This is a genomic window from Psychrosphaera sp. (assembly GCF_982872775.1).
In genome coordinates, this window is record NZ_CEYNSH010000001.1 from 121996 (window position 1) to 140550 (window position 18555).

An 18555-nucleotide genomic window follows, 5' to 3' on the forward strand; every position below is an offset into this window, starting at 1 on the left:
GATACTAACTCGCTTTTGGGGTGACGTATTTTTGCTGCCAAGCCGTTGGGCTGAGCATATAGCCTTTACCCCAGACCGTCACGATGCGCGCTGGGTTTTTTGTGTCATCCAGCAGCTTTTTGCGCAAGCGAGAAACACGAACATCAACAGTGCGATCTAAGCCATCGTATTCACGCCCAATCATCACTTGATGAATGTGTTCGCGACTTAATGGTTGACCAGCATTGCTTGCGAGTAACCACAGTAATTCAAATTCGTGTGAGGTTAACTCTATACTTTCATCGTCAATGACGACGACACGACTTTGATGGTCAATACTAAACAAGCCAAATTCAAGTGCTGAGTTAGCCTCAATATTGGCGGCATTTGCTTCTGCTGTGCGGCGTTGTACTGCATGGATGCGGGCTAATAGTACATGAGGATCAACCGGCTTAATGATGTAGTCATCGGCACCAATTTCGAGTCCCATTACGTGGTCGATTGGACTGTCTTTCGCCGTTAAAAACATAATAGGGTTATTGTAAAATGACTTGATTTCACGGCATATCGTGTAACCGTCTTTGTTTGGCAGCATTATATCTAATATAACCAAGTCAGGGTTCACACTTTTAATGGTCTGCACGGCCATTTCACCTGACTGTAATAAGGTGACGTCGAAGCCGTGTTGTTGTAAAAAGCTTTTCACTAAATGTGCAAGTCTTGCATCATCTTCTACTAATACAATTTTTTTCATTAGAAAATACTCCACCTTGGACGTAGTCTTCGACGTTTGTTTTTGACGGCGCTGACTCGGATTTCAGTAGACACCAACGTTTGGTTGGTGTCGGTTTTTAGGGTGAACGGTGTTGGCGACGCCAACGTGATATTCGTTACATAAAAAGCGTAATTATCGCTATTCCAGCAATCAAGTCGTTCATTACCTTGATACAAACAAAGCTTATTTGATAAATCGTCCGGCCAGGTAATGGTCACAATTAAGTCGCAGGGCTGATCCGGGTAAGTCGTGATGCAATGAGTCGGTGTAATAGAAGATGCATTGGGGTCGATAATGGCAACCTCGTCCTCCACCTTTGAGTGGTCGGCAAAAGATAACGGCGAGAAGGCAATAAAAGAAGCCAAAAGCCAAACACGAAAAAAGCTTGGCTTGAGTGCCAACATCCTTGCTGCTTTACTCTCGAGAGAGTAATGAAATCCTTGTACGAACACTCGACTAAAAATCATAGGTTAGTCCCATGAAAAAAGTGACCGCATATCGGTGTTCCGTTCTCGGGCTAAAGTAAATTGGATTAGCCAATCGCTCCGTTTTCAAAAACAGCACCATACGCCAGTCTTCAAAAGCAGGGCGAGTTAGATATACAGATGCGTGAGGGTTTATGCTATGGGAGGTATCATAATAAAAAACCGGGTTGGAGTTGTGTCTTTCATCAACGCCAAAAAAGTATTGGGTTGTTTCTTGGTCGTAATATGTCAAACCCAAGTTGAGCTGGCCCTTCCATTTTTCTGAGCTTAGCACCCCTTTGCTTTTTTGGTCCAGCATGGAGCGAGACCATTCAATTTCAATACGTTGACCGTTATGCACATTCGTCACATCGGTGAAGGCTTCGATTGTTAAAAGTTGATCAGGGTTGATGAACCAATTCCAACGAATACCTGCGTCAAAAGACCAGTCGGGCTTTGGAAGAACCATGTCCTGATTATTAAGATCATATCGTTTTATCACATCTTGGATAGTGATATTCGGTGGTAAACGAATCCCATCTTCATCATCTTGTGGGCTAGGTGTGTCCAGTTTGTTGTCGAACTCTTCGGTACCCAAAATTAGATTGGCAGGGTGCAAATCAAAATACTGGCCAGCAATTGGGTGGATTTCGGTTACGGCACTAAAAGAGTGGTTGTCGGTGTCCAAGAATGTGTAGCCCAAGCTGCCATTGTCAAAGTAGAAGCGTTCGCCATAAAAGCTGAATGTTGGTACAAGTAACAAGGTTTGGTCTTGGCTTCCGGTTAACGTACTTGTTCGTTTACCAAAACCTAAAGATAAAGAAATTTGCCAATCACCAACGGCGATGTATTCAGACAACTTATCTGAAAGAGGCGTTTCTTTTTGTTCTAGGTCCTTATTGGTTATTTGAGTCGTTTGGCTAGTGGCAAAATGACTTGTAAAAACCAAAGCTAAGCCAATGATTAATATAAAATAACGGAACATAAATTAGAATTCAAAAGTGAGTTGAATCTAATCTATCAATGTTTTTTGAATGGCAAAAGGTGAAGTTACAAATTATAACAATTAAAAGGCCTAGCAGATGCCAGGCCTCGAAGTTTTGGTTGTGATATTAACGACAGATTTAATGAAAATTATAAATCTGATGAGTTAGTGATCAGAACTGGTAGCGCGCATTTGCATAGATGAATCGGCCATCTAAGCTGTATGGCGTAAATGCACTGTAAGTGAAGATTTGATTAAAGTTACTAAAACCAATATTGCTTACAGTATCTTGTGGATATTGGTCAAAGATATTGTTTGCACCTAATGCAAACTTCCAACTTTCATTAAGCTGATAAGCAACTTCAACGTCAGTAATCCATTTAGCGGCAATGACTTCGTCATTGTCTGGGTTACTCGAAACGTCAACCACATCACCGTAGCGTGTCGCTCTAAGTGTTGTAGTCCACTCGTCCAAGCGCCAAGTCGCAGATAAGTTTAGCTTGTTGTCAGGTGTACCTTCTTCAAATCGAGCAATTTCACGACGGGCAAAATATTGATAGCTTTCACCTAAGACCGCTAATTCAGCTGGATTTTCTTTAACGTGCGTTACTTTCGTTTCATTAATATTGGCCGCGGCGCTTAAGTTCATTTCACCAAAGTCGGCAAGGTCTAAGCGATATGTCGCGACGATATCCATGCCTTTGGTTTCAGAGTCAATGGCATTGGTAAAGTAGCGAACGCGTTGAGTATTAAACTCTCCAGCTTGTTGTAGAATCGCTTCAACGGCATCACCGCTCAAGTTTTCTGATAATACGATGCGATCGTCGATTTCAATTTGATAAGCGTCAAACGTTAAACTGAAATCACCCGACGTATAGATAAAACCAGCGGTCATATTAACCGACTCTTCTGCCTCTAATTGGCGTGCGCCAAGTGCTTGTGCAGCCGGCTCACTTACTGGGAACAGGCCAACTTCACTCGGAATACCATTTTCAAATACGGTGCTGATCGATTTGTAAGAGGTCTGCGCTAATGATGGTGCTCTAAAGCCAGTGCTGATTGCGCCGCGTAAACTAAAGTCATCATTGATGATGTAACGCGTGGCAAGTTTGCTGGTAAAGGTGCTTCCAAAGTCACTGTAATCTTCAAAGCGTCCGGCCAGCACAACATTCCACTCGTCCGTTAAGTAAGTATCAAACTCGGCAAAAAGAGCCGTATTGTGACGCGATTGATCAGTTGCACTGTCAGGTGAAAAACCGGATAAAACTTGGGCTCCACCGGCGGCTATAGGATTGCCTGTGTCATCAAGTACCGTAATGTAAGACGCTTCTTCACCTGCTTTAATTTGGTAATTTTCTGAACGGTATTCTAGACCAATCGTTACATAAACATCTTCAGGTAAACCAAAGTCGAAGACGTTGCTGGCATCGGCATTAAAAAGCCATTGCTCGTAAACTAAGGCTCCATTGTCGAACTCTGTCGGACTGTTTGCACCTAATGACGTGTTAAGACTATTTACAACGCCAAAACCAAAGTCGTTTTGGCCATAGTTAGTACTTACATCAAATGCCCAAGTGTCGATTTCACCTTCTACACCAATAGCAAAAGAGTAATCTTTTACGTCAGTAGCAATTTGTGGCAAAAAGCCATTTGGATAAATACTCGGAACGTTACGAGAGTCTTTCGCACGACGGTAAAAACCGCCAGAATTGCCTTCACGCTCAGAATAGCTACCAAACGAGTACAATTGCATATTGTTTTCAAGCTCGTAACCCAGGTTATAAAACAAGGCGAAGTCTTCTATGTCCGCTTTACCAAATCTGTGGTTATAGCGGTCAAACGTGAGTTCTCTCGGGTCTAAATTGCCGTTCTCGTCACGTTCAAACTGTTCACGCTCATCAATACCAGAACGGTTGGTTGGTTCGTTGTTACGCATTTCTAAAGAGACATTAACAAAACCACGGTCCGAAAGGTTAAACCCAGAGTTAGCACTAATAGTACGTGTTTGACCGTCTGTTAACGTGCGATCACTGCCTTTGTCAAAGGCTAAGTTACCGTCGTTTTCGATTGACGTGTTAAGTAGCTGGGCAGAACCTGCCATTTGGGTGTCGTATTGACCATAGGTCACATTGATACTTCCGCCATCACTTGTATCTTTAAGAACAATATTGATCACGCCGGCAATAGCATCAGAACCATACTGTGCAGCGGCACCGTCGCGAAGGACTTCGACACGCTTAATTGCTGATGCTGGGATCATGTTTAAGTCAACAGCCGATGAGCCACGCCCAACGGTACCGCCTAAGTTTAAAAGGGCACCTGAATGACGGCGCTTACCGTTAATTAAAACTAGTGTGTGATCTGGTGCTAGACCTCTAAGTACTGCTGGACGTGCGTGATCCGTGCCATCTGCAAGGGTTGCACTCGGATAATTGAAACTTGGTACTAAGGCGTTAAGGACCTGACTGATCTCGAGTTGGCCTGTACTGGTCATGTTTTCGCTGGTGATGACATCGACTGGCACAGTGCTTTCTGCAACGGTGCGTAAGCTACGACGAGTACCTGTAATCGAAATAACCTCAACATTCTCTAGCTTAGCGTTGTCAGCAGTGTTGTCCTGCTCGGCTGCCAAACTTGGTACCGAGAAACCTAATGCGGCCATAACCGCAGTCGTGACCAAAAGTGGCTTTGAACTGAATATAGATGAAGGACGAAGTGTTAGCATTCAATTGACCTTTTAGCTTTTCCAAAAAATTAGGGCGCGGATATTACCTAACGATTCAGTCTAGCTAAAAGATCCTAATTAACTAATTTATACCAAAATATGCAGTTGAAAACGGTTGTGTTGTACATATGCAACTGTTTTGTTTAACCAAGAGACAGCAGTTGGATAAGAAGTCGACTGTTTGCCAAATTACATGGTTTGTATTGATACTTTATTTAAGGTCTGGTCGATGGATAGCTCGAGTTCATGGGTCTTACCGCAGGCATTTACGCGCCAGTGCTCTCTGTGTTGAGTGCTCGGTGTTAGCGCCTCATCGGCATCGCCTTTGGCGGGAAGAAGCTTTATTAATTTAGAGTGTTCAACTTGAGAACATCCATTGTTTTCGTTTATGTAAGATTTGACACTGTGTTGAGCAAGGCCTTGCAAAGCGTTGTGTTCGCTAGAAGGAGTAATATTACAAGCTGTAAGATTCACACAAGAAAGACATACAAATGAGAGGGTTAGTTTTTTCATAATCCATCCTTAGATTTAAATAACCGAGCCTGATGTTACTTTGATGGCTTCGAACTTACCACCTTATTTTTGTAAGAAAATACGAAAGTGATTGTCTTTGTTTTAATTCAGGTCTAAACTTTCAGAAAATACTGAAAGTTTGAAAGGTAAAGCGATGCAAATGTCTTCAATGGTTACTTCAGCGGTTATGCATTTTGGTGAAATGGGCTCTCGATGGGGGTTCAATAGAACTGTCGGTCAAATGTTGGCACTTATTGTTTTACATGATGAGCCTGTGTCGGCACAAGATATTGCCGATGCGTTAAATATCTCTCGAGGCAATGTCAGTATGGGCTTGAAAGAGCTTCAATCTTGGCGTTTGATTCGATTACATACCATTGTTGGAGAGCGAAAAGAGTTCTTTGTGCCGGCTGGAACGATTTGGCAGTTAGCCAATCGCGTGTTTGAAGAACGTCGCAAGCGTGAAATTGACCCAACGATGAGCCTATTACGAGACTTATTACTCGATAAGGCGGACAACCAACAAGAAATCAAAGCACAACAAACTCTCACCGAAATTCATGACCTACTTGAAAACGTTACGACTTGGTCACAAGAATTGCAGAATCTAGGGCCGGATAAACTCAATACGTTAATGAAACTCGGTTCAGGTGTCGGCAAGGTCCTCGACTTAAAAGACAAACTTACTCCAGCTAAAAAGAAAGCCGAACTTTAAAAAGAGGTTTGTATGGACGTTTTTATTCTCTCTCGTATTCAATTCGCATTGAACATCAGTTTTCATATTTTGTTCCCGACGATCACCATCGCGCTTGGCTGGTTTTTGTTTTATTTCAAATTACGTCATGACTTAAGTGGTCATCCTGTGTGGATGCGAATCTATCGATTTTGGGTAAAAGTGTTCGCATTGACTTTTGCATTAGGTGTTGTCAGTGGTGTCACTATGTCATTTCAATTTGGCACTAATTGGCCAGGTTTTATGGAGAAAGTAGGAAACGTCGCGGGACCGTTATTAGGTTATGAAGTCTTAACTGCGTTCTTTTTAGAGGCGACTTTTTTGGGCATCATGCTATTTGGTATAAACCGAGTTCCCGCTTGGCTCCACACGGTATCGGCATTGATTGTCGCCATCGGCACCACCATTTCAGCATTTTGGATTTTGTCATTAAACAGTTGGATGCACACACCACAAGGCCATGAGATTATTGATGGTATTGTCCATGCGGTCGATTGGTCTGCGATAATTTTTAATCCGTCTTTTCCTTACCGATTAGCCCACATGTTGTTAGCTTCAGGGTTAACCGCTTGTTTCCTAATTGCCGGTCTATCAGCCTATCGACTGCTCAAAGGTGATGACAAATTGGCGCCAAAATTAGCCCTAAAAACGGCGATGTATACGGCTGCTATATTAGTGCCATTACAAATATTTGCAGGCGATTTACACGGGCTTAATACCTTAAAGCACCAGCCTCAAAAAGTCGCTGCGATGGAAGGCGTATGGGAAACGGAAAAAGGCGCGCCATTGTTACTGTTCGCTCTGGTGGATGAAGAGGCTCGGACCAATCACTTTGAAATTGGTATTCCTAAAGGAGCGAGTTTAATTTTGACCCATGATCTGGATGGTGAAATCAAAGGCTTAAATGAGTTTGTTGGAGAACACCCTCCCGTAGGTCCTGTATTTTACAGCTTTCGCATTATGGTGGGATTAGGCTTGTTAATGCTTATCTTTGCTTGGGTGAGTAGTATTCAATTGGCCAAAAATGGCAATACCACAACGTGGATGCAAAAGGGTCTATTAGCCATGACATTTAGTGGTTGGGTTGCGACCTTAGCAGGGTGGTATGTAACTGAAGTCGGCCGACAACCATATTTAGTTTCTGGTGTATTAAAAACGTCGGACGCTGTGACCCAGTTACCGGCTAGTAATGTTGGCTTTTCACTTACGCTGTATGCCATTGTTTATGTGGTCTTGTTAGTCGCCTACATAAAAACACTATTTTTGATGTGTCAGCGCTCTGTTGAAATAGAAGAGATCAGCGAAGAAGAGCGAGAGCAAGCACGAAAATACAAAGCGCGCGTAGCGTCGGCGTAAAAGGAGTAAATCATGGGATTAGAAACAATATCTGAGTCTACATTGGCAGTGATTTACATTGGCCTACTTGGTTTGGCTGTGCTCCTGTACGCGATTTTGGATGGCTATGATTTAGGTGTCGGCGTGCTGTTACCGAGTGACAACCAAGATCAGCGTGATCAAATGATTTCTTCCATTGGTCCTTATTGGGATGCCAATGAGACCTGGCTAGTACTTGCGGTTGGCCTCATGTTGATTGCTTTTCCAAGCGCACACAGTGTGATCTTACAAGCCTTGTATATTCCTGCCACCATCATGTTGATTGGACTGATATTACGTGGTGTGTCGTTTGATTTTAGAGCCAAGGTAAAACAAGGCCAAAAAGCCAGGTGGGATGTGTCTTTTAAAGTAGGTTCATTCATTACGACATTGGCGCAGGGTTATATGTTGGGTTTGTATGTGACGGGCCTACAAACCGACTGGTGGGCACATTTATTTGCAGTTTTATCAGCATTTGGCGTGACTGCTGCTTATGCGTTTATCGGTGCTTGTTGGTTGATAGTGAAGGCAGAAGGTGAATTGCAACAGCGCGCAATAAAATGGGCAAGAACGCTTATTTGGGTGTTAGCTGGTGGGATTATTGCGGTGAGTATCGCTAATTTAGGCTTGCATGACTTTGTCAATAAATTATGGCTATCTGCCCCTTTGGGTTATGTATTAGGAATGATTCCATTGCTTTGTTTTGCGCTGTTATTAATTTGCGGCGTTGTGCTCAAGCGTATGTCGAAAGAGATAAAAAGCCCCTCGACAAGCCAGGCAAGCCAAACAAGCTCGGAAGAACAGCAGGAAAGCAGCGATGTTCAAACTGATAATGTCAAACAAGGTGAGTGGCTACCAATGCTTATTGCCGTTTGTGTATTTGTCTTGAGTTTTGCGGCCTTAGCGATGAGCTATTTTCCGTTTGCGGTCCCTGGCCAACTAACCATTTATGAGTCATTGAGTGCGCCAGAGTCGCTGCGATTTTTATTAGTCGGAGTTATCTTTGTTGTGCCATGTATTTTGGCCTATACCGTGATGGTTTATCGGATATTCTCAGGTAAGTCAGAGCCTTTGCGTTACTATTAAAAGTCACTAACTGGGTTTTTTGTATGACAAAGGAAAGTTCCTGACATTAAATGCTACAAATAGCAGCTATAAAAATAAAGGCGGCAAGCCATTTGGGCTTGCCGTAAGTATTAAATATTAATGTATAAAAGGGCTAGGCCGGGCCGTATTTATATTCCCGGCTTTAACAAAAACTGATATAAAACGTCGATGTTTTGTTCTAGCTGGCTTTGTAGTCGCTCTTTCATGACCGGAAACAGTGCATCGGCGCGATCAAATTTAGTGTGCCAAATTTCACCCCAGTATCTTTCCTTGAACTGATTACAGGCCGTTAATTTTTCTTCATTTAAACAAGTCCAATAGGCTTTGTCAGCGACTTGCGAATAACCGTCGTTGCCGCGTTTTCCTTTAATCGTAAAGTTAGTCGCTTCAATATAAGCAATAGGAATACCGGCGCAGGCAAACGGAGAGTGATCAGACCAAGAGCCGGTTTCGCCCTCTGGATAACCTTTAAAAGGTTTGTGTAATCGATGTGCATCATCGTTGTATAAATCGATCGATACGCTGCGGATTGCCTCGCGAACATGGCTGTCATTATTGTAATTGGAGTTAGTCAAAAACTTACAGTCATATGGGACCGAATGGGCACTGTGCACATACAAATAATCGCCACCTATGATCGTGTCTAGATTGATCATGGCAATGGTATTGTCAAAGGCGATTTTTTGATGAATTGACTTATCAAGCGCGGGTTGTTTTGGATCTTTAAGAGCTTGTTGAACATAGGCCTTAGAGCCTTTAAGTCCGCGTTCTTCCGCTCCAAAGGCGACGAGTTTTACGGTATAAGGTAAGTCTTGTGTTGATAGCTTTTTGGCTAAGGTTAAAAGTGCAGACACACCTGAACCGTTATCAATTAATCCCAATGAGCCATTTTTATCCCCAACCGAGTCGTAGTGGGCACCGATGACGATCGTTTTGTCTGACGCGCCTTTAAAAGTGACCTGCAAGTTCTCAGAGCTTAGAGCCTGGTTCTTTAGCTCAAAATCAAAAGGAATGCGCGTTACTTCTAACCCTTGCGCTTGCCACTGTTCAACAATCCAGTCAGCCATCTGCTTTTCTTGAGGGGCACCTGCGGTGCGCTTGCCTTTATCTTCTATGTAATCGGCCAGCATCAAGAAATCTTGCCAAGTTTGGCTGTGAGCCATTTCAGTTGACGCTTTTTTTAGGTCTAAAACTTTTGGGTCCGGCGTATCGCTATGAGCAAAGGCTAAACAGCTACTCATTAATATCGAACCGCTCAACAAATGAATTAACTTAGGAGAAAACAAGTTGGTTAGGTTATTTAGGCGCATAGTCTTCTTTTTATTTGTCAGGTTTGGGTTAGTAACTTACCTTATTTTTGTAACGTATCGTACGTAGGTTTACAAACTTTGTTACAAACAATTGATATATTATTCGTTTATAACAAAAATTGAGCGGTAATCTTTTTTTAACCTCGTTATACTGCTGTCAAATTAAACAACATTCACGTATTAAAAGGACTTAAAATGAAATTGTCTAAATTTTGCTATGTCATTTCTATTTTACTCTTTTCCATCTCATTTTCCGCATTTAGTAAATCAGCGAAAGACCTCACTCCAATTGAGGCCTTTGCTGGTGGTGTCGATTTTGGTCAAGTAAAAATATCGCCATCTGGAAAGTATTTAAGTGTCGTAAAAGAAGTCGAAGGGCAGCGAAACCTCTTCGTTCTAACTTTATCGGACTACAAAATTATCAATATGCTTCGTTTTCCAGAAGGTGCTGAAGTCGGCAACTATTACTGGGTGAACGATGAACGAATTGTATTGAGCAAAATTTACCGCAAGCCTTGGACTGAGGTACCTACCTCCATGGGTGAACTATATGCAATTAACGCGGACGGCTCTAAAGGTAAATACCTTGCTGGTTATTTAAGTGGCGAGGCAAAACATACAAGAATAAGGAAACAAAAGGATTTAAGAGGCTTTTCTAGCGTATTAGACCTTCTGCCTGATGATCCGAACTATATCTTAGTTAGAACTCAACCATGGGTTGGAGCAAAAGATGCCACGACGGTTGTGTACAAGATGCACGTTTTAACAGGACTCCGTCGTAAAGTTGCCGCTTCTCCTATCGGTCAAGCAGGATTTTTAGCGGACAAACAAGGCAACGTTCGCGTCACAGTTTCCTCTAAAGATTCAATTAACTTACAAATGTATACGCGTGCTCCCGATAGTATTGAGTGGGAAAAATCTCCGCTGACAGATATATTTAAAAGTGCGTCACCTCTTGCGTTTGGAGACTCACCAAACGAGCTATATTTGTTAGCAAGTAAATCAGGTGAGCCAGAAGGTATTTATCTGCACAATTTAGAAACTAAGGAAACAAAAGAAATTTTTAAAGATCCTAGAGTTTCGCCAACTCAATTTTGGGTAGATAGCAACTCTCGTGATCTATATGCGGTTGAAATTGAAGACGGCTACCCAACTTATGCTTTCATTCAACCAAACCACAGTTTAGCGCTTCGTCTTAAGTCGCTTATCCAAGCACTTGGCGGCCAACAAGTGCAGTTAGTCAGTACAACTCGTGACAACAGCATGTCTATTGTTCGTGCGTTCAGTGATACTAATCCAGGCACTTATTACTTATACCGCGCGGAGGACAATAACGTTGTCTTCTTGTTTAATGGCATTCAAGCTATTAAACCTGAACTGATGTCGCCAATGAAGCCTATCGAGTTTGAAGCACGAGATGGCTTAAAGATCACTGGTTACCTAACCGTTCCAAAGGGCAAAGAAGCCAAAGATTTGCCACTTGTGGTTATGCCACACGGTGGTCCTCATGGTCCACGCGATTATTGGGGTTATGACACTAACACACAGGTATTAGCGAGTCGTGGAATAGCGGTACTGACTGTAAACTTCCGAGGTTCTGGTGGCTTTGGTAAAGACTTTGAAGAAGCGGGTTATTTAGAGTGGGGCCGCAAAATTCAATACGACATCATTGACGGTGTAAAACACGTCGTTGAGCAAGGCATCGCTGATAGTAAAAACATGTGCATCATGGGCGCGAGTTTCGGTGGCTATTCTGCATTACAAAGTGCAATATTGGAACCGGATATGTTTAAGTGTGCCATCGGTATTGTTGGGGTTTATGACTTGCCATTGTTATACAGTGAAGGTGATGTCGCAGGACGTCGCAGTGGTCAGCGTTACTTAAGCACGGTAATTGGTAAAGACGACGAAATGCTAAAAGCTTATTCTCCGTCTTACAATATCGACAAGTTAAAAGCACCTGTTCTTATTGTGCATGGTGGTGACGATCAGCGCGCCCCAATCGAGCAGGCTGAGTCATTGATCAAAGCTTTGAAAAAGGAAAATCACCCTTACACTTATGAGCTATTGGAGAATGAAGGTCATAACTTTTACAAAGCAGATAATCGCGTAAAACAGTTTAACCAAATTCTTAATTTCTTGGATAAACATTTAGAGCTGTAATCTTTAAAAGCTTAGTTATTCTTTACTCAGACAGGCCTATCGTTTAAATAGGCCTTTTTATTTAGAATATTACAGAGGAGCTTTAATGCTCCCTTCTTCCAACTCAATCACATCATCTTCTACCTGGATAAGTGATTTGTTGTGAGTCACCATGATGACCCGCATTTCATTAGTCAGTTCACGAATATAACCCATCAATTCCGCTTCTGTTTGTTTGTCTAGGGCGGAGGTTGGTTCGTCCAAAATCAACACTTGCGGCTTGCGAATAATGGCTCTAGCCAATGCAAAACGCTGTTTTTCACCACCTGAAAACTGCTGGGTATTTTCATTTATTTGCATATCAAGGTTAAAGTCGTTTTTTTCTAGCCACTTACCAAGGCCGACACGTATTAATGCCTGTTTTAGTGTTTCGTCGTCAACCTTTACAGAGTCAGTGAAGGTTCCAGAAATAGACGCAACAGAATTTCCATCTGAACCTGTCTCTTCGTTCAGCTTTAACTTATCTGTCGTCTCACACTTCTCTGTTTCTAAACCGAGCGTTAAGTTGTCTCTGACACTACCTAAGAACAAACTCGGAGATTGTTCTAACCAAGCAACGTGGTGTCTCAAAGAAGATAGGCTAACGCTAGATAGTGGCTTGCCATTAATTAAAATGGATTCAAACGTATCACTGTATAAACCTACCAGTTGCTGGATCAATGATGATTTGCCGCTGCCACTTTCACCGCTCAATACCGTTAATTTATTTGGTTTAAAGGTCCAATTGATGTCTTTTAAAATCGATTTTTCATCGACTTTATAATGCAGGTTTGAGACTTCAAGCTCATCAATACTTTGTAAAGGTTCGCCGGTTTCAAGTTGCTCAATACGCAATTGTAATAACTCGTTTAATCGCGTCGCTGCGCCAGACGCCCGATGTAAATTACTCAAAAACATACCAATGGCCATGATAGGAAAGGCCAATCCAAACAAATAAATCATAAACGCGGTGACTGTGCCTAAAGTCAAAGACCCTTCCGCCAACCAAACCGCTGAACTGGCCAAAATAGCAATCATACTGACCATTAATATCAGGTTAGAAATAGGGCCAATGAGCGCCATTACTCTTGCCTGGCGCATGGCATGAAAGTAGGCATTGTCGAGTAGTGTTTTACCGTTTTCTAACACTTCATCACTGGCATTGTGGACCTTTATCGTGGTTGAGCTTCGCAACCATTCGGTCACATTGGCGATAAGTTGTGCCTCTGCTTCCTGCATTGCCATACCGATTCCACGCATGGAGACAGCCAGTGGCGTGATCAAAAGGACACCGATTAAAATACAACTAACCAGAACTAAGGTTAGGCGCCAGTCCAAATAAAACATGATGGCAACAACCGAAACAATACTGACTAAGCCTGTCACAAAACCAATTAAGTCCTCTGCCAAAATTGATTTTACCGCCATCGAGTCATTGACCACTCGGGCACTTAACTCGGCACTGTGTTCCTGGTTTAGATCAGTTTGACGGCTGTGTAATAAATGCCTAAAGACAGAAAAGCGCAATCTAAAATTGGTCTTTTCACCTAAATAACTGCCATACCAAGCTAATAAGCCTTCAGCAATGGCAGCCGCCAATACGATAATGACTAATGTTGCGACCAATGTGTAATCAACACCTGTTGTGCTAATAGTATCAATCATGTATTTGCTAAATAGAGGTATGAATAATTCGAGCCCAGTAGCAACAAGAACCAATAAGGCCATCAACGCAAACTGCTTTTGTGATGGACGGTGTGGTTTTAATAACGACATTAGGCCTGGCTGGGCCGAGCTTTCCTTTGGATTTGTTGCGACAGATTCCTCTTGCGAGGGCTGCACTATTTGACTTTGCGTACTCATAGTTTCTCCTATACGACAGCGGATTTTCGATAAATGCCAATTGGTGACTGGTTGGTCAAAGTGTTGACCACATGGTCAATTTAGTTGGCATTCCGGTCATTGTCAATATTTTTGGTCAATAAAATGACCGCGTGGTCAAAAGTGGTTATTCTGTGCTAACATCCTAATCACTCGTTTTCTGTTACTTCTAAAGCGATTAAAAAAGAGTAAAAACGAGTAGGGAAGGCTGCAACACGCATCAATGATTCGTGATTTCACCTGCAATCTTTGCAAATAATTTGACCGACTGGTCAAACATTAAAAAATGAATTTGAGAGTAAGAATGAGCGATAAAAGAGAAAAGATTTTAGCCGTCGCAAAATCACTGTTTATAGAATTAGGTATCAATGGCACGACCATTGCCGAAATCGCTAAACAAGCTGGTATAGCAAAAGGTTCGGTATACTCTTACTTCAAATCCAAGCAGGACATTGTGATTGCGCTGATGAATCAATTGATTGAGCGAGGTCAACAACAGCTTGAAAACTTAATTAGCACATCGGGTGATAATAACGAGGCGCTAATCGAAGATTACATTCGTCAAGAACTGACGTTAATGACACAAGAACGAGCCTTAAATCAAGCAATTGCAATGGATGACTCTTTGATGATGAATGAGGATATGGTTCAGCTCATTCAATCTTATCGGCAAGAATATTACCAAAGGCAGCTACAACTCTTGCAAATCGTGTTTGGTAAGGACGTTACCCCTTGGCAAATGGACTTGTTGACGATTCTAAATGGAGCCTTTCATGAATACGGCTTGTTCATGACTCTCGACAACGCCGATATTGATGTCGATAACTGCGCCAAAATTATCGCAACGAGCCTAAAAGCAAGTTTAACGGCATTTCAAAAAGCCAACTTACAGCCGGCACTGACCGAGATTAGTATTGGCATGATTGAGACTGATCAAACTCAATCTCGACAACACAAAGCATTAAGACTGCTGACTCACATTCAATTAAAAGCTGAATCACTTTCAGCAACCCAAAAAAGTGAAGTAGATTCAACCTGTCAATTAATCGAACAAGAGTTAAATAGCGAAACACCTAACTCTACATTACTCAGAGCTTTGATAGCGAACCTTGCGCCATATGGCGAGTTACACCGCTTGAGAATTGAGTTAGCTGATGTTTTGGATGTCGCGGTTATATAAAGGCCATTTAAGCGCGACTTAAAACCTAAGTAATTACTATGCCTTTTTAACAAATTGAGCGGTAACCATCATTTCACCAATGCCGTCTACTTTGCAGTCTAGTTGGTGATCTTTACAGTCTTTTATGCGACGGATAACTGCTTTAGTACCAATTTTAATGACCATAGAGCTACCTTTTACTTTAAGGTCTTTAGCAACCGTTACTTTGTCACCCTCAGCGAGTAAAGTTCCGTTTGCGTCTTTTACTTTAAGTTGGTCTTCATCCACTTCTGCTGGATTCCACTCGTAGCCACACTCTGGGCAGATCAACATTGTTTGATCTTCATAAACGTAGCTAGACTGACAAGAAGGGCAATCAGGTAAACTCATTGAAAAACTCCAACACTAAAAATTTTATTTAATAAAACTACGCCAGGCTGCGCCAAGTCTGGACCTGAGGGAACGCTTGGTTTTTGATTCAGAGCCACTTTCCATATTCAGTCGCTCTTCTTCAGGTAATAGCCCCTCGATGACCTTATCAATGTCACTCCAACTCTCAGCGTTGATTTCTTCGAGTGGACGGTGCCACCATTTCGATTTTTTCAAATTAGCAATTTGTTCATCACTAAAGCGTTTGCGAATAACTTTAGCAGGTACACCACCAACTATTGTGTAAGGCTCAACGTCTTTAGTGACTACTGAACCTCCTGCGACAATAGCGCCATTACCAATCTTCACACCTTTTAAGATAATTGATAGTGAGCCTATCCACACGTCGTGGCCAATGATGGTTTTAGAAGGGCGCTCAAATGCTTCTTGGGTAATGCGGTCTTCATAACCAGGGAAGTGATGTTTACAGTTATAAAAAACGGGACTTGAGCTTATCCAGTCAACGGGGTGTGAAAATGCACCAATCTCGCACTTTCGGCCAATCGAACAAAATTTACCGATTTGAGTATCGGGAAATACCATTGTGCCAGAATTTAAAAAGGAAAATCGGCCGACACTCGAGCCCTTTTTAATGGTCACACTTCCCCATGTCCGAACTGGCTCGCCAAGCTTTACTGTCGGGTCTATCCATGATGCTTTACTGATAAAAGTCAAAGTGACAATCCGTTTTGCTTAATTATTATAAACGGGATTATATACCGATAGTAAAAGTGCTGGGAATACGTTTTTAAATTTAACCTTTGCTACTTTATCGGGAAAGTGGTGGGTTTTGTGTAAAGCGTTGTTTTGATCCAGAAAACTGGTCGAATAATCGTGTATGTGCTTGTTTGGAAAAGGTGTCGGTACGAGAATCGTATTGCTTAATCCAATCAATAAGCATGGCCAAATTGGCATCTTGCGCCTCTGGAGTCTCGTATTTATGTGGCTCCCATTTCCGGTTTTGAGCGTTTTGAACACATTGATTAACTGATAAATCTAGAAATACAAGCTGACTCGTAATGGGCAATACCAACTCAATTAAATCAGAATAACAACCCTCAATAACCCAATTGTCATTGCAGTTAATAAACTCATCAAGAATCTGTTTAGAATCGGCCAAGCTTTTTCGGGTCGGTGGTGAGGTGGGTAACCAGGCAATTGTATCTAGGTCTAGGTGGGCGAGCTGGAGCTGTTCTGCTTGATACTTGGCTAAAGTAGATTTACCTGATCCTGAGTTGCCAAATATTACTAACCTTGTCATCTACTTACTCCTTTATCGCTTCGCGACTTCAATTCGAATAAATTCTGGTAAATAGGAAGGAGTACAGTTTTTTGGAACGACTTCGTCTTTATACAACCCAAGCCTCTGGCCTAAATCTATGCACTGCTGACGAAACTCGGGCTCGTTGATACCAATTTGACCTGCACAAAAGTTCATCGCCCATTGAATTTTAGGCTCAGCATTCTCCATGTGTTTTTCCAAATACTGTAATAGATCCACACTATTATTCGGAGGCGTTTTACCTGTCCAGCGAAGCCGAGCCTGATGGTACCAAAACAAACGTTGAAGCACGGGAGCGCTGTGTTGTTGCCAGGTCGATATAAGCGCGGTGAGGGTTTTATCTTTCATCAGTTGATTAGCTAACAGCCAGTCAGCTAGTTGATTTGCCTCTGCTTCATCATGTTCGTTTATGTCGTTAGCGATACGGTCAATGTCGGCAGAGGTTAATTGTTTTTTATCAAAAATAAGCACGGCTAAAAGGCGAGGATAATAAGAGCCAGAGGCCCAAAGGGATTGTGCTAGTGAATGATCTTTTTTTATCAACGCTGCACGTTTTTTGATGTCACCCATTTTGATGTTGTCAGCATGAAGTTCAGCAAGGAGTTCATCAAGTTGAGGGTGCTTATTATCTGTCATAATTCGTTCCAAAAGCTAAGTAGCCAGGGCTATTCGTGGTACTTTCGAATAACGGCGACTTTACCGCCTTCCATTTCAAGCACTTCCATCATGGTATTGGCGTACTCGATTTCTTGTTTGCTTTGCGGATGAATTCCTTTCGCGTAGTTTTTATATCGAATCGCCACGGCCGAGTGATTAAATGCAAAAACATCCAATAATTCTGCTTCATATTTGTCGTGCGCTCCAAGATAAAAGGTCATGCCTTCTCTCATGTCGGCTTTGCCAGTCGGAACACGTGAGTCGTCAGTAACCCAAGGAAGGTGAGAGTGGCCAATATCGTCAGTTAACAGAGATAGATATTCTTCTAGTTCTTTTTCCGTTGCACCTGGCTGTTGAGTCGCGGTCATTTTGTCAAAGTAGAGTTGCGCAAAGGCTTTTAGGTCAATTTTTTTGTCGTTCGCCATTGCCGTAGAGGCAAAAAACAAGGCAAGTGAAAGAAGTATCAATTGTTTCATAAGAATTCCTTTTTCAGTTCTTAACTTACTAACATACTTGAGTTTATTTATTAGTCAAAATTCCTGTTAGTCCAGTTGGTAATTGAACGTATAAAAATGACCGCCATCTTGTTGGGTAATTGATAAGTCGCCTGTTATGCCTTCTAACTCGCCACTTCCTGAGCCTTCGACAACACTAACTTTTAGCTCATGTGTTGAAGCTGACATAGTGCCAATATGAAACAAAGTGAAAGAGCCTTTTTTGCCTTCTAATGTGCCAGAAAACTCTTCAATCGCAGAGTAAACAGAAGCGCCACCTTCAGTACGTTTACTGATCATTTGACCAACACCAGTGCCTTCCAATTCACCGCTGTATTTTTTATCGATTAACATTCGTCCAGCAGGTGCCTGAGCATCTTGTTGCGGTTCTAGGTTGATATCAAAACTTCCAGATACTGACATTGTGTTTCCTTTTTTTATTTTTGTTTTAACGTATGTGAGATTGGGGAGTGCTTAACCATTGCCACTGTTGCCATGTACCAGTGA

18 protein-coding genes are annotated in these 18555 nt (G+C 42.2%); 5 read left to right on the top strand and 13 right to left on the bottom strand.

The genetic code is table 11. The annotated features are described in order from the left end of the window. Window positions 1-4: 4 nt before the first annotated feature. The 5 genes from AC4E96_RS00605 to AC4E96_RS00625 all read right to left on the bottom strand — a co-directional run bounded on the left by AC4E96_RS00605 (window position 5) and on the right by AC4E96_RS00625 (window position 5441). Window positions 5-733, bottom strand: a complete 729-nt coding sequence (locus tag AC4E96_RS00605) for a response regulator (RefSeq protein ID WP_488031987.1) — start codon at window positions 731-733, stop codon at window positions 5-7. Then, window positions 733-1221, bottom strand: coding sequence for a DUF3019 domain-containing protein (locus AC4E96_RS00610; RefSeq protein WP_490254586.1), 489 nt, complete (start codon window positions 1219-1221; stop codon window positions 733-735). Before AC4E96_RS00610 ends, AC4E96_RS00605 begins: the two co-directional genes overlap by 1 nt. Next, window positions 1211-2203 carry a MipA/OmpV family protein gene (locus AC4E96_RS00615; RefSeq protein ID WP_490254587.1) on the bottom strand — a complete coding sequence of 331 codons (993 nt, stop codon included), beginning with the start codon at window positions 2201-2203 and terminating at the stop codon, window positions 1211-1213. Before AC4E96_RS00615 ends, AC4E96_RS00610 begins: the two co-directional genes overlap by 11 nt. A 172-nt stretch (window positions 2204-2375) precedes the next feature. Continuing rightward, window positions 2376-4865 carry a TonB-dependent receptor plug domain-containing protein gene (locus AC4E96_RS00620; RefSeq protein WP_490254600.1) on the bottom strand — a complete coding sequence of 830 codons (2490 nt, stop codon included), beginning with the start codon at window positions 4863-4865 and terminating at the stop codon, window positions 2376-2378. Between the two features lie 252 nt (window positions 4866-5117). Further along, complete coding sequence (locus tag AC4E96_RS00625; protein WP_490254588.1) at window positions 5118-5441, bottom strand: hypothetical protein; 324 nt, start codon at window positions 5439-5441, stop codon at window positions 5118-5120. A gap of 160 nt (window positions 5442-5601) precedes the next feature. On the opposite strand from AC4E96_RS00625, the gene AC4E96_RS00630 reads away from it, so the two are divergent. Genes AC4E96_RS00630 through AC4E96_RS00640 form a run of 3 tightly spaced genes read left to right on the top strand, consistent with a single transcriptional unit; the run spans window position 5602 to window position 8634 of the window. Further along, the gene (locus AC4E96_RS00630; RefSeq protein ID WP_490254601.1) at window positions 5602-6156 is read left to right on the top strand and encodes a GbsR/MarR family transcriptional regulator; all 555 of its coding nucleotides are present in this window, start codon (window positions 5602-5604) and stop codon (window positions 6154-6156) included. 12 nt (window positions 6157-6168) lie between these two features. Further along, on the top strand, window positions 6169-7530 hold the full coding sequence (locus tag AC4E96_RS00635; RefSeq protein ID WP_488031981.1) for a cytochrome ubiquinol oxidase subunit I: 1362 nt from the start codon (window positions 6169-6171) through the stop codon (window positions 7528-7530). Between the two features lie 12 nt (window positions 7531-7542). Further along, window positions 7543-8634 carry a cytochrome d ubiquinol oxidase subunit II gene (locus tag AC4E96_RS00640; protein ID WP_490254589.1) on the top strand — a complete coding sequence of 364 codons (1092 nt, stop codon included), beginning with the start codon at window positions 7543-7545 and terminating at the stop codon, window positions 8632-8634. A 149-nt stretch (window positions 8635-8783) separates the two neighbouring features. On the opposite strand, the gene AC4E96_RS00645 is transcribed toward AC4E96_RS00640, so the two are convergent. Further along, entirely contained in the window at window positions 8784-9965 is a 1182-nt protein-coding gene (locus AC4E96_RS00645; RefSeq protein WP_490254590.1) for a M28 family metallopeptidase, read from the bottom strand. Between the two features lie 195 nt (window positions 9966-10160). On the opposite strand from AC4E96_RS00645, the gene AC4E96_RS00650 reads away from it, so the two are divergent. Next, window positions 10161-12128, top strand: a complete 1968-nt coding sequence (locus tag AC4E96_RS00650) for an alpha/beta hydrolase family protein (protein WP_490254591.1) — start codon at window positions 10161-10163, stop codon at window positions 12126-12128. A gap of 69 nt (window positions 12129-12197) precedes the next feature. Here AC4E96_RS00650 and AC4E96_RS00655 read toward each other — a convergent pair whose 3' ends face one another. Then, window positions 12198-14009: an ABC transporter ATP-binding protein gene (locus AC4E96_RS00655; protein ID WP_490254592.1), complete on the bottom strand. Its 1812-nt coding sequence runs from the start codon at window positions 14007-14009 to the stop codon at window positions 12198-12200. Between the two features lie 322 nt (window positions 14010-14331). On the opposite strand from AC4E96_RS00655, the gene AC4E96_RS00660 reads away from it, so the two are divergent. Beyond that, window positions 14332-15207, top strand: coding sequence for a TetR/AcrR family transcriptional regulator (locus AC4E96_RS00660; protein ID WP_488031976.1), 876 nt, complete (start codon window positions 14332-14334; stop codon window positions 15205-15207). 36 nt (window positions 15208-15243) lie between these two features. Here the strand turns inward: AC4E96_RS00660 and AC4E96_RS00665 are convergent, their stop codons facing one another. The 6 genes from AC4E96_RS00665 to AC4E96_RS00690 form a co-directional block, all read right to left on the bottom strand. Continuing rightward, the gene (locus AC4E96_RS00665) at window positions 15244-15576 is read right to left on the bottom strand and encodes a zinc ribbon domain-containing protein YjdM (protein ID WP_490254593.1); all 333 of its coding nucleotides are present in this window, start codon (window positions 15574-15576) and stop codon (window positions 15244-15246) included. A 24-nt stretch (window positions 15577-15600) separates the two neighbouring features. Then, the gene (locus tag AC4E96_RS00670; protein ID WP_488031974.1) at window positions 15601-16290 is read right to left on the bottom strand and encodes a CatB-related O-acetyltransferase; all 690 of its coding nucleotides are present in this window, start codon (window positions 16288-16290) and stop codon (window positions 15601-15603) included. Between the two features lie 94 nt (window positions 16291-16384). Further along, a complete protein-coding gene (locus AC4E96_RS00675) occupies window positions 16385-16876 on the bottom strand; it encodes a P-loop NTPase family protein (protein ID WP_490254594.1) in 492 nt (163 codons plus the stop codon). Window positions 16877-16888: 12 nt separating this feature from the next. Beyond that, window positions 16889-17533, bottom strand: coding sequence for a DNA alkylation repair protein (locus tag AC4E96_RS00680; protein ID WP_490254595.1), 645 nt, complete (start codon window positions 17531-17533; stop codon window positions 16889-16891). A gap of 29 nt (window positions 17534-17562) precedes the next feature. Continuing rightward, the gene (locus AC4E96_RS00685; protein WP_488031973.1) at window positions 17563-18030 is read right to left on the bottom strand and encodes a nuclear transport factor 2 family protein; all 468 of its coding nucleotides are present in this window, start codon (window positions 18028-18030) and stop codon (window positions 17563-17565) included. A gap of 66 nt (window positions 18031-18096) precedes the next feature. Further along, a complete protein-coding gene (locus AC4E96_RS00690) occupies window positions 18097-18471 on the bottom strand; it encodes a DUF3224 domain-containing protein (protein ID WP_490254596.1) in 375 nt (124 codons plus the stop codon). Between the last annotated feature and the right edge of the window lie 84 nt (window positions 18472-18555).

Excerpts from the sequence above, each read along its gene's own strand:
- AC4E96_RS00605 (WP_488031987.1), bottom strand. The coding sequence starts at position 733 with ATGAAAAAAATTGTATTAGTAGAAGATGATGCAAGACTTGCACATTTA.
- AC4E96_RS00610 (WP_490254586.1), bottom strand. The coding sequence starts at position 1,221 with ATGATTTTTAGTCGAGTGTTCGTACAAGGATTTCATTACTCTCTCGAG.
- AC4E96_RS00615 (WP_490254587.1), bottom strand. The coding sequence starts at position 2,203 with ATGTTCCGTTATTTTATATTAATCATTGGCTTAGCTTTGGTTTTTACA.
- AC4E96_RS00620 (WP_490254600.1), bottom strand. The coding sequence starts at position 4,865 with ATGGCCGCATTAGGTTTCTCGGTACCAAGTTTGGCAGCCGAGCAGGAC.
- AC4E96_RS00625 (WP_490254588.1), bottom strand. The coding sequence starts at position 5,441 with ATGAAAAAACTAACCCTCTCATTTGTATGTCTTTCTTGTGTGAATCTT.
- AC4E96_RS00630 (WP_490254601.1), top strand. The coding sequence starts at position 5,602 with ATGTCTTCAATGGTTACTTCAGCGGTTATGCATTTTGGTGAAATGGGC.
- AC4E96_RS00635 (WP_488031981.1), top strand. The coding sequence starts at position 6,169 with ATGGACGTTTTTATTCTCTCTCGTATTCAATTCGCATTGAACATCAGT.
- AC4E96_RS00640 (WP_490254589.1), top strand. The coding sequence starts at position 7,543 with ATGGGATTAGAAACAATATCTGAGTCTACATTGGCAGTGATTTACATT.
- AC4E96_RS00645 (WP_490254590.1), bottom strand. The coding sequence starts at position 9,965 with ATGCGCCTAAATAACCTAACCAACTTGTTTTCTCCTAAGTTAATTCAT.
- AC4E96_RS00650 (WP_490254591.1), top strand. The coding sequence starts at position 10,161 with ATGAAATTGTCTAAATTTTGCTATGTCATTTCTATTTTACTCTTTTCC.
- AC4E96_RS00655 (WP_490254592.1), bottom strand. The coding sequence starts at position 14,009 with ATGAGTACGCAAAGTCAAATAGTGCAGCCCTCGCAAGAGGAATCTGTC.
- AC4E96_RS00660 (WP_488031976.1), top strand. The coding sequence starts at position 14,332 with ATGAGCGATAAAAGAGAAAAGATTTTAGCCGTCGCAAAATCACTGTTT.
- AC4E96_RS00665 (WP_490254593.1), bottom strand. The coding sequence starts at position 15,576 with ATGAGTTTACCTGATTGCCCTTCTTGTCAGTCTAGCTACGTTTATGAA.
- AC4E96_RS00675 (WP_490254594.1), bottom strand. The coding sequence starts at position 16,876 with ATGACAAGGTTAGTAATATTTGGCAACTCAGGATCAGGTAAATCTACT.
- AC4E96_RS00680 (WP_490254595.1), bottom strand. The coding sequence starts at position 17,533 with ATGACAGATAATAAGCACCCTCAACTTGATGAACTCCTTGCTGAACTT.
- AC4E96_RS00685 (WP_488031973.1), bottom strand. The coding sequence starts at position 18,030 with ATGAAACAATTGATACTTCTTTCACTTGCCTTGTTTTTTGCCTCTACG.
- AC4E96_RS00690 (WP_490254596.1), bottom strand. The coding sequence starts at position 18,471 with ATGTCAGTATCTGGAAGTTTTGATATCAACCTAGAACCGCAACAAGAT.